This window comes from Microbacterium sp. NPDC057658 (genome assembly GCF_042799975.1).
Lineage (GTDB): Bacteria > Actinomycetota > Actinomycetes > Actinomycetales > Microbacteriaceae > Microbacterium.
In genome coordinates, this window is sequence record NZ_JBHVHT010000001.1 from 371,243 (window position 1) to 384,261 (window position 13,019).

General features: G+C 66.0%; 11 protein-coding genes. 6 read left to right on the top strand and 5 right to left on the bottom strand.

All coding sequences use genetic code 11. The features are described 5' to 3' along the window. Window positions 1-78: 78 nt before the first annotated feature. Window positions 79-1,293: an ROK family protein gene (locus ACFU8V_RS01730; protein WP_025102742.1), complete on the top strand. Its 1,215-nt coding sequence runs from the start codon at window positions 79-81 to the stop codon at window positions 1,291-1,293. Between the two features lie 219 nt (window positions 1,294-1,512). Here ACFU8V_RS01730 and ACFU8V_RS01735 read toward each other — a convergent pair whose 3' ends face one another. Both ACFU8V_RS01735 and ACFU8V_RS01740 read right to left on the bottom strand, forming a co-directional pair. After that, the gene (locus ACFU8V_RS01735; RefSeq protein ID WP_197426471.1) at window positions 1,513-2,184 is read right to left on the bottom strand and encodes a helix-turn-helix transcriptional regulator; all 672 of its coding nucleotides are present in this window, start codon (window positions 2,182-2,184) and stop codon (window positions 1,513-1,515) included. 17 nt (window positions 2,185-2,201) lie between these two features. Next, window positions 2,202-2,825 (bottom strand): flavin reductase family protein, encoded by a 624-nt coding sequence (locus ACFU8V_RS01740; protein ID WP_378868484.1) that lies wholly within the window; start codon window positions 2,823-2,825, stop codon window positions 2,202-2,204. Between the two features lie 595 nt (window positions 2,826-3,420). On the opposite strand from ACFU8V_RS01740, the gene ACFU8V_RS01745 reads away from it, so the two are divergent. Beyond that, window positions 3,421-4,104 carry a hypothetical protein gene (locus tag ACFU8V_RS01745; protein ID WP_378868487.1) on the top strand — a complete coding sequence of 228 codons (684 nt, stop codon included), beginning with the start codon at window positions 3,421-3,423 and terminating at the stop codon, window positions 4,102-4,104. Window positions 4,105-4,565: 461 nt separating this feature from the next. On the opposite strand, the gene ACFU8V_RS01750 is transcribed toward ACFU8V_RS01745, so the two are convergent. Together ACFU8V_RS01750 and ACFU8V_RS01755 are read right to left on the bottom strand one after the other, a co-directional pair. Beyond that, window positions 4,566-5,729 (bottom strand): type II toxin-antitoxin system HipA family toxin, encoded by a 1,164-nt coding sequence (locus ACFU8V_RS01750; protein WP_378868489.1) that lies wholly within the window; start codon window positions 5,727-5,729, stop codon window positions 4,566-4,568. Window positions 5,730-5,817: 88 nt separating this feature from the next. Then, window positions 5,818-6,159 (bottom strand): helix-turn-helix transcriptional regulator, encoded by a 342-nt coding sequence (locus ACFU8V_RS01755; RefSeq protein ID WP_378868492.1) that lies wholly within the window; start codon window positions 6,157-6,159, stop codon window positions 5,818-5,820. Window positions 6,160-6,362: 203 nt separating this feature from the next. On the opposite strand from ACFU8V_RS01755, the gene ACFU8V_RS01760 reads away from it, so the two are divergent. The 3 genes from ACFU8V_RS01760 to ACFU8V_RS01770 all read left to right on the top strand — a co-directional run bounded on the left by ACFU8V_RS01760 (window position 6,363) and on the right by ACFU8V_RS01770 (window position 10,041). Beyond that, the gene (locus tag ACFU8V_RS01760) at window positions 6,363-7,583 is read left to right on the top strand and encodes a helix-turn-helix domain-containing protein (RefSeq protein ID WP_378868495.1); all 1,221 of its coding nucleotides are present in this window, start codon (window positions 6,363-6,365) and stop codon (window positions 7,581-7,583) included. 34 nt (window positions 7,584-7,617) lie between these two features. Next, the gene (locus tag ACFU8V_RS01765) at window positions 7,618-9,363 is read left to right on the top strand and encodes a zinc-ribbon domain-containing protein (RefSeq protein ID WP_378868498.1); all 1,746 of its coding nucleotides are present in this window, start codon (window positions 7,618-7,620) and stop codon (window positions 9,361-9,363) included. 474 nt (window positions 9,364-9,837) lie between these two features. Next, the gene (locus ACFU8V_RS01770) at window positions 9,838-10,041 is read left to right on the top strand and encodes a hypothetical protein (protein ID WP_378868501.1); all 204 of its coding nucleotides are present in this window, start codon (window positions 9,838-9,840) and stop codon (window positions 10,039-10,041) included. Window positions 10,042-10,718: 677 nt separating this feature from the next. Here the strand turns inward: ACFU8V_RS01770 and ACFU8V_RS01775 are convergent. Then, window positions 10,719-12,242: a SulP family inorganic anion transporter gene (locus tag ACFU8V_RS01775; RefSeq protein ID WP_378868504.1), complete on the bottom strand. Its 1,524-nt coding sequence runs from the start codon at window positions 12,240-12,242 to the stop codon at window positions 10,719-10,721. A gap of 166 nt (window positions 12,243-12,408) precedes the next feature. On the opposite strand from ACFU8V_RS01775, the gene ACFU8V_RS01780 reads away from it, so the two are divergent. After that, window positions 12,409-12,780 carry a MerR family transcriptional regulator gene (locus tag ACFU8V_RS01780; RefSeq protein ID WP_378868507.1) on the top strand — a complete coding sequence of 124 codons (372 nt, stop codon included), beginning with the start codon at window positions 12,409-12,411 and terminating at the stop codon, window positions 12,778-12,780. Window positions 12,781-13,019 lie beyond the last annotated feature (239 nt).

The following is a 13,019-nucleotide window of genomic DNA, read 5'->3' on the forward strand; positions in this document are numbered from 1 at the left end:
CCGCGGAGTAAATCTAGTGAGCGAATTTAGTCCGTCTAGAGGTACTGTCTCATCTGGGCGACAGAAAGGTCAAGGGGAGTGGCAGAGGTCTCGACAGGACTCGGCACCGGCCGCGCGAGTGTGAGCGCGGTGCTCGACTTCGCCTGGACGGCCGGCGAGTTCACCGCCACCGAGGCGATGGCCGGCACCTCGCTCACCCGCTCCACAGCCATCGACGCCATCGACACGCTCGTCACCGCCGAGGTGCTGCGCGAGCTTCCGAACGCTCGCGCCATCGGCGACTACCGCTCCGGACGCCCCGCGCGCCGCTTCGCCCTCGCGGCGGATCTCGGTGTGGTGATGGGCATCGACGCCGGGGACACCCACCTCGCGGTCACCGTCGCGGATCTGCTCGACCGCACGCTCGTGCATCATCGCGTGGAGGTCGACCCCGCGCAGAGCGTCGACGACCGCCGGGCGACGATCCTGCGGCATCTCGCCGCCGCGCGCGACGAGGCCGGGGTGCCCCCGGAGCGCGTGCTCGCGGTGTGCGCCGGCGTCGCCGCCCCCGTGAACCGCGACGGCATCTCACCCCCGCACCCCGACGGCTTCTGGGAGCGCACGAACCCCGGCCTCGCGGAGGCTCTGCGCGACTGGGCCCCGGTGGTCGAGGTCAAGAACGACGCCCAGCTGGCCGCGATCGCCGAGGGGACGCTCGGGGTCGCCGTCGGCTGCCGCGACTATGTGGCCCTGCTCGCCAGCGAGCGCTTCGGCGGCGGCGTCGTCGTCGACGGGCATGTGCTGCACGGCGCCCACGGCGGCGTCGGCGAGGGCGTGGTGTTCGACCACATCATCGGCGTCGGCTCGGCGGTCGGGTTGCGGTACGCGCTGGAGGAGCAGGCCCGGGCCGCCGTCGCGGAGGGCGAGGCCCCCGCCGATGGAGCCCTCGGCCGGCTCGTGGCGGACGGGCCGGTCGACCCCCGACTGGTGCTGACGCTCGCCGCCTCCGGAGACCCCGACGCCCTCCACGTCGCCGAGCGCGTGGGCGCGACCCTCGCCCGCGTCGTCGGCGTGCTCGGCAGCATGTACGACCCCGCGCGCGTGATCATCTGCGGCGCCGTGGCGGAGAGCATCGAACCCGTGCTGGCCGCCGCCCGCCGCATCCTCCCCGACGAGCTGCACCTGCCCGCGCCGGAGATCCTCGCCTCGACGCTCGGCGCGGAGGTCGTGTCGGCCGGCGCGATCGCGACCGCCCGGAAGGCCGCCAGGGAACGGGCCGTCCCCCGCCTCGCGGAACAGCGTCTCACCGCCTGACCCTCTCCCTCCCCCCGCCAGAACAGGCAAGCACGGGGGTTCAGGATCTCCCACCCCTGGCAGCCTGTTTCCGCGCGAACGCCTGTCCCGCCAGCCTGTCGCGAGAACAGGCCCCCGCGCGGACTCAGGCGAACGCGGGAGTTCAGGCTCTCCCACCCCTAGCAGCCTGTTCCCGCGCGAACGCCTGTGTCGCGCGTCGCACGGACGGGGTGGTCGCGGTCAGGACAGTGTCGGCGGAATACCGAAGAGGCTGTGGAAGGCGGCCGTGCCGGCGGGAGAGATCGTCACGGCGCGCGAGGTCTGCTGAGCGTGGATCCAACCCCTGTCGCGCGCGGCGCGGAGGAGGACGGCTCCGAGGTGACCCGAGAGATGCGAGCGCCGTTCGGTCCAGTCGAGGCAGCTCCGCACAAGAGGACGACGAGACGACGGCACCAACGCGTCCGGCCCCGCGATGCTCTCGAACAGGTCGCGCCCCGTCGCGGTCACCGCGAGGTCCGGCGTGAGGTGCCCCCGCTCGACGAGCGCGTCGAAGAGGGCGACCCCCAGGCGACCGGCGAGGTGGTCGTAGCAGGTGCGGGCCAGGGCCATGCCGTCTCGCGCCGTCGCCGAACGAAGGCTCGAGACGGGAGCCGCCTTCCCGGCGTATGCCGTCGCGGCCTCGATGATGTGCGCGGCGTCAGAAGACGCGAGGGTGACGTAGGAGTGCCGCCCCTGTCGGCGGAGTGCGACGAGCCGGACGTCGAGGAGCGTCGTCAGGTGCTCCGACGCCGTCGACCTCGACACCCCGGCGGCACGCGCGAGCTCGCCGGACGTCCATGCCCGGCCGTCGAGGAGCGCCAGACACATCTGCACCCGCGTCGGGCTGCTGAGCGCGTGTCCCAGCTGGGACACGGAAGAGGGGTCGACGATCACGCCACGACGGGGTCGTCGAGGAGCGGCGCGCGGAAGTTGGAGCCGACCCGAGGCCCCTGGGCGAAGTAGTGGCGGAAGGCGTAGGAGAGAGGGTCCCACTTGTCCGTGTCGATGCGGTCCGGTCCGTGCGCCTTCAGGATGTCCTCGTGCACGTGGACCTGCAGGGCCTCGGCTTCGACCGCCAGCGCGTCGCCGCCGTCGATCGGGATGATCTGCGCCACGCGCGCTTCGATCTGCACCGGGCATTCCGCGATCCGGAGCGGGATCACCGCGTCCGACGGGACAGGGGTGAAGCCCCCGAGACTCCATTTGTCCGGTTCATGCCGGTACGCGGGAACCTTCTCGGCGGGAACCGGCGAGCGGCCGGTGGTCGGCGCGATCGCCTCCACGGCGTGCACGAGGTCGGCGGAGGGGAGGTTGATGACGAGGTCCCTGACCCGTTCGATATTCGCGGCCGCCTGTCCTTCGGCACCGAGCCCAAGCATGTACCGCGTCCCCAGCGCCCATGCGGACGAGATCGGGCTGATGTTCGAAGACCCGTCCGGGTTGACCGTGGTGATCAGCGCGACGGGAGTCCCGAAGTACAACACCGGCAGGTCGACGCTCCGCGTGGTTCTCATCCATCCATTCTCGCCACCCGATCGTTCGGGCCACGCCGAAGTGTGGACTCCCTCAGTTATGGGTCGTTGCTCATCCTGATCCGGATCCGTGATATCTGGTCCAGGCAAACACTGGAGTCGCTGAAGAGCGTGTCTGACCAAGATCGTCAAACTATCTGATCCGGTGTAGCGCCCCCCGGAAACACTGGGCCTGGGGCCCATGGAACAACTCAGCGGGGCTGAGAAGTCTTCTCCACGGTACGAGCGATTCTCGGCGCGGCGAGGCTCAGTTGACCTGCGGATCTGTGAGCCGTCTCCATCGCGCGGATATTCTCATTCCCTGGGGCCACCGAAGATATCGCACCCTGCTTATGGGGGCAGCCACGCCGCGCACCGTGCCGGGCGACGGAGCCGGCGCGCCCAAGTTCTGTTCCACAGCGGGGAGCAACTCGCCCTGATGCGTGCACCCGGATGCGATGTCACAACAGGCGTCACGGTTAGGAGCGGATGTAGGTGCCGCAGGGTATGGCGTGGAGTGTCCACCTGTTAACTGGCTCCGGCCGTCGTTGACATCACGGCTCAGCGTCCCGACCACAGACGCGTAGCGGAGGTAAGAATGGCTTCTGCGATCCTCGAAGCTCCGGCTCGGATCACACTGAACGACTTCATGACCGGGTTGCTGGCGGGTCTCGCCGCACACCGGGTGACAGTCGTGTCCATTCGCGAGTCCGAGTTCTATGCAGCTGTGGTGAAGACTTTCGAGGAGCTGGAGCGCACTGTTGCCGGAACCGACGTGCGGTTGAGGTTTTGGCTGACGCAGGACGACACTCACGGCGACGCCGATGAGCAGCGTGCGGGCGCACTCCGCGAGGATGCACAACATGCGCTACGTGCCAGACCCGTCGCTGTCGTAGCATCTGTGGGCTTTGAGGAGGGAGTCTCCACCTTGCGCGAGCGGATGCGCGCGCTGGGATTCAAGAACGCCATCGTCGACGTGATGCTCGACGCAGCGACACTTCCGACTGTCGACTCGGTACTCGATGGCGCAGGCGTCGCCCCGAGCCTGAAAGACGAGTTCCTCGAGGAATGCCGACGAATCGGTGACGCAGTTCTCAACGACGGCGAGGAACGTCACGATGACGCATGGAGAGCCGACAAGGCGCTTGGTTACGGCAACCACAAGACCCTCGTCGTCAGTTCCTACAACACTCCAACTATCTGCCTCACGGCACTGTGGGCAAAGGGAACGGTCGACGGAATAGAGTGGCGTCCGCTACTCCCACGCCGCAAGAAGAAGTAGCCAGCGTCTGTGAGCCACAGACACGATCTCAGGCTCGACTCCTGGCTCGTTTGCGCGATGAGCTTGCGGAGCATCGCGGCGGTGTCACCGTCGGATGCCTATTCAGTTACGTCGTCAAGCAGCGTCATGCGCTCCTGATGACATGCGTCCACGACACCGAAGCGGGTCGGAATTCAGGAGGAGCTCTCAGCAGCTCAGCAAAAGTGATAAACACGGCTCAGGCCCCTCCTCCACTACTCCCCGGACAACTCAACCCGGCAGCGGCGTCGCGGAGGCCGCGCTGAACTTCGGGCCGGCGGTAGAGCTGAACGCGCCGTCAACACCGCCGGCGACCAACACTGCCGGCAACGCCACGGAACGGCCTATTCGCCGTGGAGCCCGACCTCCGGCGGCGAATGCCCCGATGAAACGAAGCTCCCACGATTCCCTCCAGCCGGAGTTCTCCCCTGCTGGAGGTCTCCTCAGCGTCTTTGTCCCGCAGACGGACGCCCGGAGGTGGTGATGCGCGCGCTCTCGACGGCGCCGATGATCTCAGGGGTGGCTGTGCGCTGCATTAGTAGTTGCGTCTCGCTCGCTGTCATCTGAGCCACCTCTGCCGCGTCCGCGCGGTACTCCCGGACGGCGTCAATCATGTGACGGGCGGTGGACAGGGCGTCCGCGTGGCTTACTCGGTAGAAGCTGTGGCGCCGTACGAGCGCTTCGAGGCTGAACTCGCGGCTCCCGTCGCCGATGTCGGTGAGTCCTCCCGGTGTTGCATCCAGGTCGGGCGAGAGGTCGAACGCCGGCGTGAGCTCAGCGTGGACCCCATCCCAGAACACGGCGACGTTGCGCAGGTGGTCATCGTCGATTCTCATCGCCATGCGGAACGCCAACCGTCGGAAAAGTTCGGGGCCCACCTCCGCAGGCCTTACGCTGAGGCGGCTCAGCCGCTCGACGAGATGCGGGTATGACCCGCCGTCCGTGCCCGTGTACTCGGTGATTGTGTTACCGGAGAGGACCATCCGCCGCTCGTCACCGATGCGGTCGAAGCGTTCGATGAGAAGGGTCAGCCCGCGGCCTCCGACGTCCACCAGTCGCGCGTCAGGCACGTTGAGTCCCACCTTGGCGGCTATGTAGATGGCGGCGCGTTCAGCCTTGATGAGCGGGCTGACCCGGTCGTAGTTCGTGGTGAACTTCGCAAGCCACGACCGGCCGTCCAAACGAACGAACGCCTTGGGTTGCGATCCTCCCGCTGCGGTGAGCGTGTTCCGGACTGCGGCGTCGAGGTCCGGTCCGGCGGGTGCGTCATCGTCGATGGCGACTGCGGTCTCGGCGATGGTCTTGAGCCGTCCGCCGCCGCTTCGGGGGACGTAGTCTGTCGCGCTTGCCTGAAAGTCGAGCGCCCCGACACGGTCGGAGCCGGACTCGAGCATGTAGCGCAGGTCGGGAAGAATGTCTTCGAGGTCGACCCCGAGCTGCCGATTGATGACCTGCCGCCCCCAGTTGTCGGGCATCGCGTCACGGATGGTGAACGGCATATTGAGCACGGGCACCGGCGGGTAAGCGACGCCGCGCTCGACGGGCAGGTCGGGCCCGAGAGCTACTCCTCCGCGTTCGACGTACGACCGGGCGTACTGAAAAGACATGCCTTTCGTGGTGGTGGCGGGAAACATCACCCCGGCGACAACGGGTTCGGCGCTCCCCTGGGGGAACATCCAGACGTAGGCCCGACCATTAGAAGTCATCGTCGATTGCCTGTTCTCGTCGGTTGCGGACGTTGGAGGGGATGAGTGTGAGGGCTTGCTCACCCTGCTGGCGGGTGCGAGCGAGGGTCCTTGGGTCGGTGATATCGAAGAGGGGCACCCCGGCCGCCACGGCCGCGTTGAGGACATGCCCGAGCGAGACGGCGGCATCGCCACGCTCGATGAGCGTCATGGTCCGCGGAGACACGTCGATGAGCTCCGCAAGCTGAGCCGCAGTCATGCGGCGAGCGTGACGACCGAGTCGGATCTGTTGCCCGAGGATGCGGGCAGCGTCAGCCGCCTGTACGGACATCACGATCTTCTTCCTGCTCATACTCATTACTTTCGCATTAAACCAGCTTTAGAGTCAATCTAAAGACATCGGCGGGTTTGGGAAAGCTCTTCCTGTTCTACAGCGAGGGACGAGTGTGGGTGGCAGCACACTGGTGCGGACGAACTGGGCCAGGCTTAGTTTCATCGTCTGCTCGTCCGCCATGGCCACATCCTGGCAGACCCGCGATCTGACATCATCGGTCCATGGGGATCTGGTTGCCTACGACTGAGGCCGAGATTGAGGCCGTCCTATTCTCCGGCACCGCGCCCGAAGGACACTTCTTGGACTTCAAACGGGAGCTCGGTTCAACGCCCGGATCACGCAAGGAGACCGCGCAGGACATTGCCTCTTTCGCTCTCGACGGCGGAGTACTCATCGTCGGCGTCGACGAGCCGGACGCCGGTTCATACAAGCTTTCGCCTCAACCACTCGCCGACCTTTCCGAGCGCGCCGAGCAGATCGCGGCGAACCGTCCCGACCCCGGACTGTATGTGCGCACCACCGTCATCCCGTCTCGCGACAATGCTGGCGTCGGATATCTCGTCGTCGAGGTTCCCCCAAGCCCCGCGGCACCTCACATGGTCGACGGTCGATACTGGGGGCGATCAGAGAGGACGAAGCGGCAACTCAACGATGCCGAGGTCGCGCGCCTTCACGCGGCGAGAACCATCAGCGACCAGAAGGTGGTCGACGCCCTCAACGAGGAACTGCTTCGGGAACCTCAACCGGTTCCGGCGAGCCGCATGTTCTTCGTCGCTGAACCGCTGGTTGCACCCGAGGGCCTAGCCCGCGCGTTCGTCCGAGGTGCGCCATCGCTGGTACGCGAGCTCGTGCATGGCCAGGAGCATCGAGTACCAAGTTCAGTGCGCGAGCATTCCCCCACCACGTGGGATCTGAGCGCCTCGGTACGACGGGCAAAGGGCATTGCACTCACGAGTCTTGCCGACGGCAGGAAAAGTCCGCCGGAGGATTTCCTTGCGGAGACGGCCACCGATATTGAGGTTCAGACGTCTGGCGCTATCCGCGGCCTCATGTCGCGACTCACCTACCGCGAAGAGCATCCCCGAGTTCCGGAGGGGACGAGGCGCGTCATCGAGTCTCTCCCTATTGCATGGTCCCACCGCCTGGTGGTCTGGGCCGGGGCGCTTGGCAAGGAACTCGACTACCGCGGCCCCTGGGGCTTTGGCGTTCACCTCTACGGGCTCGAGGGCGTAAGTGCGGGACCGCAGGACGAAAGGGGCAGATCGATATTGACGTCTCGCTCGTTGCCCGTGTATGAAGCCGCCAGCTTCCAATCGACCACGACGGCGGGTTTCCGAGAGGTGCACGACGCCCCCCACGCCATCGTCGACCGCCTCGTCGGCGATTTCATCCACTCACTCGGCGTCTCCAACCGCTACCCCGACTGCTTCCCTCATCAGTAGTCGAATAGGATCCACACGAGAGGCCCATCGAGCCGTGCCCGCCATCACACAGGAGTGTTCCGAGGAGCAGTGCGCCGCCCCTGCGGTGTACCGGACGAGGGTGAAGCCGGCCTACTGTCTCCCTCACGTTGAGGAGCGCTTCCGCCGAGGTGGGCTCGAGCTCCTGGACGAGTTCGACAAGCCCACTTCATGGCAGCTCACGCGGTGCATGAAATGCGGCCTTGAAGCGCACTACCGCCTCGAATACGTCATGGACAACAACGCCCACGGCCTCAAGACGTGCCGCGCGTGTTTCTGGACATCGTGGGCCGTCGACAGTCGACAGATGATGGGTAGCTTCGGCGACTACTCACCGGTCGCCGAGGACACCGCCCGCGCACACGCAGAAAGCAATGGCTTCAACTACATCAGACCTCTGACGGAGCCATCCCTCAGCGGCGACCCTCACTACGTGCGTTGCCGAAGCTGCGGCCGACTTTCCGCACAGCGGCTAGGCGACATCGGGTTCGGGTGCTCATGCCTGAACAGCTCCAGGCGCAGCGCCGCTGCGCGCCCGGCCTCGCGCGTGAAGCAGCTGTTCAAGGACTCCGGGTCCCCCGCAGTCTCGTGGTGGAACCATGACGCGAACTCCGAGAAGCTCTGGGGGACTGCGACGTCGCGGTCGCGGAGCGGTGCGCAATGGACATGCCCGGCGTGCGACCACGAATTCACCGGCACCATTCTTGATATGGCAAGGCACCCGGTATGTCCGCAGTGCGCGGAGATGGCGGCCTTCGTGCGGACGGTCGAACGGTCAGTCCTCGCAACGAAGACCGTCTTCGATGTGCCCGACCTGCTCGCCGCATGGGCTGACGACGCAGACCCGCGCAGCGTGGCAGCCGCTGGCGACTGGACGGCAAGGCAGTTCATCTGCAAGGACGGGCATCGCGCCCGCATGTCTCCCGAGAGCTACCTTGATGGCGGGTGCCCATCCTGCCGCGGTAACGCGACCCGTGCCGCCCGCATGCAAGAGGGCCTAACTCTAGATTCCGAACTCGCCAGCCAGTGGCACCCCGATCTCAACACCGTGGACATCGCCAAGGTCGGAGACAACTCCAAGCGGCGGGTGTGGTGGCGCGACCCGGAGTGTGGGCACGAATGGGAGGCGCAACCACGGGAGCGTCACAAGCGGCCGCGATGGCGATGCCCCACCTGCCAGACACGGTTGGGGTCGCTCGCCTGGTTCTACCCGGAACTGGCGGCCGAATGGTCACCGGCGAACCCGACGTCCGCATGGCACGTATTGCCAACGGGAAAGACAACCTTCCTCCCGGCCTGGATCTGTCCGACAGACGCGACACACATCTGGCAGGCGACGGTCGCCTCCCGCGTCTCGGGCGCCACGTGTCCGGAGTGTCGCGTGAGCGGGAAAAGCGCGGTCGAACTCGCCTACCGCGATGCGGCCATTGCAGTCTTCGGAGCCGCTTCTTCGGGAGAAACCATCCGCGACGAACGCTTCAAGCGGCGTCTGACTTGGACCATCGACATTGGGATCGAAGTCAATAACCAGCCGGTCGCCATCGAGTACGACGGAAGCTACTGGCATCGGGACAAGGTCGCACTCGACACCGACAAGACCCGCGATCTGCTGGCCGCCGGGTACCGCGTCGTCAGGCTCAGGGAGGACCCGTTGCCACCTCTGAGCATCGACGATGACGGCTACCTCGAGCTCACGGCGTTCGCTACTAGCCCGGATACGAGTACAGCCATGACGGAGATTGCAAGGTGGCTCACCCGCTAGACCATGCTCGAGCTCGCACCTCCAGCTGTACCTATGAGACCGACCAGCCAAAAGACTGCACCGCGTGGTCATCAGCCCGGTTCGCCGCGGCATCAGAGGCTAGCGCGACCGAGCCTGGTCCACGGCTTCCGTGATTCCTTTCGGCGAGTGCGCTGGTCATCTTCGATGTGGCGGCGCGAGTCCCTCACCCGTGAACAGTGCCGTGCCTGGAGAGCGCTCTCGGGACATCGTCAGGCGAGATGTACGCCTGTTGGTCGAGACTGCCCCCATCTATCTGTGCGTAGATGTTCTGACGATGGTGGTCACGGTGGCCCGAAAGCCAGGGTTTCCGACACACGAGCGCCCCTCGGCCAGGAGCTCTCGAGGGCCCCTGTTGATCACCGCGCGACCATGTCAAGCTGGTCAAGCTGACGACGAGGGCGCTCGCGAAGCTTCTCGACCCAGTGGCCCCACTTCAGCAAAGGCGGTGACGACATGACCCTAAGCCGAGATGAACGCTTCATCGGCGCGTTAGAGGCACTGCATTCCGGACGCCTGGACGGCCTCCCGACCACACCCGCGGCTGTCCGCGACGCGTGGGACTATGTCGAGGGCCGTCGAACGCTCGACCAGATCATCGAAGACGTGATCATCCGACACACCCGTGTGCCGGAAGGTTTAGAAGAGCTCGAACGATGACGGGCAGACCCCCGAAGAAGGCAGCGCCCGACCCGCCTGCGAGCAGGTTCTCGGCGCATGGTGCCGTGGCCTGACGCGCGAGCGCATCACCTGGGCGCGCGGGAGCACTCGGCGCCATCAGGAACCCTGCCCCCGTGACCACGTGGCATATCTACACACTTCGCCGAAGCAGATGTTGCGCCACAGCAGCGGCCTTGCGAATCGCCGGGACGCTTTCCTTCCCGCTGCGAGCCGTCAGAAGGCTCTCGCCGGCCGCCGTTGTGCCGTTGGGAGAACCGCCAGAGCGGTCGGGTTGAGCGTCGGGATGACCGCGCCTGGGCGACATGCAACAGCGCCGCGACGACTCTCCTCCATCGCTTCACGCCGAGTAGCGCCTGAGCGCGTAGGTCGGGATCGCCCCCGCGATCCCGACCTACCAGCGGGCCCTGCGCACTCCGCGAAGTCGCATCTGGAGAACGAGCGGAGAGCACGTACAACGCCGCCCGACCTTCTGCCGCGTCAGGATCTGACATCGCTCACCACGCCGCGACGCAGGCGAGGCCTTTCAGCGGCAGAAGCCGCCGCATGGCCTCTTCGCCCTTTGGCCGTATGTCCGAGTCTGCGCCGACCGCTTTGAGCGAGCTCGAGCTCCTTTAAGAGTTCACCTCACGCGGCAACTCCAAGCTTTCGATGCGAACTCAGTGGCCAGCGCCGAGGTTGCCGCTGAGACGCTCGTGGAATGCTGCGGCTGTGTCGTTGAGTCCGAGGATCGTGACAGTCTTGCCGAGGCGTTCGTACTTGGTGACGACAGCGTCGAGCGCGGCGACGGTGGAGGCGTCCCAGACATGTGAGTGAGTCATGTCGACGACGACGTTCTCGGGGTCATCGGTGTAATCGAACTGGGTGGTGAGGTCATTGCTGCTAGCGAAGAACAGCTCGCCGTCGACGGAGTAGCGCGCCACCTGCTGGTTGTCATAAGCGCTCGTGGAGCGGGTGACGGTGACGAAGTGCGCGACGCGGCGGGCGAACATGACCATTGCGGCGATGACACCGAGGACGACACCGATGGCGAGGTTGTGCGTGACGACGGTGGCGATAACGGTGATGAGCATGACCGCGGTCTCGCTCTTGGGCATCCGCTTCAGGGTCGCAGGACGGATGCTGTGCCAGTCGAAGGTGGCGACGGAGACGAGGATCATCACGGCGACGAGGGCGGCCATAGGGATGATGGCGACGACGTCGCCGAGCGCGAGGACGAGGATGAGGAGGAACACGCCGGCGAGGAACGTGGAGATCCTCGTGCGAGCGCCGGATGCCTTGACGTTGATCATGGTCTGGCCGATCATCGCGCACCCACCCATCCCGCCGAACGCGCCGGAGAGGATGTTGGCCGCGCCCTGCCCCCAGGCCTCGCGCGTCTTGGGCGAGTGGGTGTCGGTGATGTCGTCGACGAGCTTGGCGGTCATGAGGGACTCGAGGAGCCCGACCACGGCCATCGCGAGCGCGTACGGGGCGATGATTCCCAGCGTCTCGAGGTTCAGTGGAACGTTCGGGATGAACAACTCCGGAAGGCTCTGCGGGAGCTCGCCCTGGTCGCCGACGTTCGGGACGCTCCAGCCGAAGACGACGACTGCGGCGGTGAGGAGCACGATGGCGACCAGGGGCGCCGGGATGACCTTCGTGAGCTTCGGCATCAGGAAGAGGATGAGCAGGCCGACAGCGACGAGCGGGTAGACGAGCCACGGCACGCCGAACAACTGCGGCAGCTGGGCGATGAAGATGAGGATCGCGAGCGCGTTGACGAATCCGACCATGACGGATCGCGGGATGAATCGCATGAGCTTCGCGACACCCAGGACGGCAAGCAGAATCTGGATCGCGCCGCCCAGCAGCACGGTGGCGATGAAGTAGTCCATCCCATACTCGCGGGCAACCGGCGCGATGACGAGCGCGATGGCTGCGGTCGCCGCGGTTATCATCGCGGGGCGTCCACCGAGGAACGCGATGGCGACCGCCATGACGAAGCTGCTGAAGAGTCCGACCCGGGGGTCCACGCCCGCGATGATGGAGAAGGCGATGGCCTCGGGAATGAGCGCGAGGGCGACCACGAGGCCCGCGAGCACCTCGCGGGTGAGCAGGCGCGGGTTCTTCAACGCTTGCATCACCGTTGGTTCGATGCGGTAGCGGGACGCGGTGTCGCGGCGCGGGGTCACTGCAGTCATGGGCCCTCCTCGGGCGCTGGCCCACGAGGTGGGCGTCGGAAAGCGCATCGGCGCGCAGGTGTCGGTCAGCCCGGCACGGAAGAATGGAGTTCGTGCGAGATCCGCACCCTCACGACAGACTCTAACGTAACGTGAGGTTTGAGAGCGAATCGTTGAGGGACGCCTGATGGACGAACCGCGAACAATGCGTATCGGCGAGGTCGCCGACCAGACCTCGCTGTCGTTCCGCACTCTCCGCCACTACGACGACATCGGACTCGTCTCCCCCTCAGCACGCACCGACGGCGGGTTCCGCCTCTACACCGACACCGACGTCGCGCGGCTCATGGTCATCCGTCGCATGAAACCTCTCGGGTACACGCTCGACGAGATGAGCGATCTTCTCGCCGTGGTCGACGCGCTCCGGGACAGCCCCGCCGATGATTCCCTGCGCGAACGCCTCGGCGAGATCAAGACCGAGGCGCTCGGACGACGCGAACGCCTCGCCACGCACCTCAGTATGGCCGATGACTTCATCGACGAACTCCGCCGAGTCTGAACGGCAGCCACCATCGGCGCTCGCTGTCAAGATCTCTGCACCTGCTACACCTCAACCGACGAAGGCCATGCCGCGCCTAGGGCGCAGTCCTAGTGAGCCAGCGCGGAGCTGTTGAGTCGGTCTAAGGCCTCCTCTCGGCTATCTGGAACGGCCTGGTTCCAAACCGAAAGCCTCCCTCTGCCAGTCGCTGTCGTAGTGCGCCCAGCATGTTCGTCGCGTGCACGCATGGCGTCTCCTAC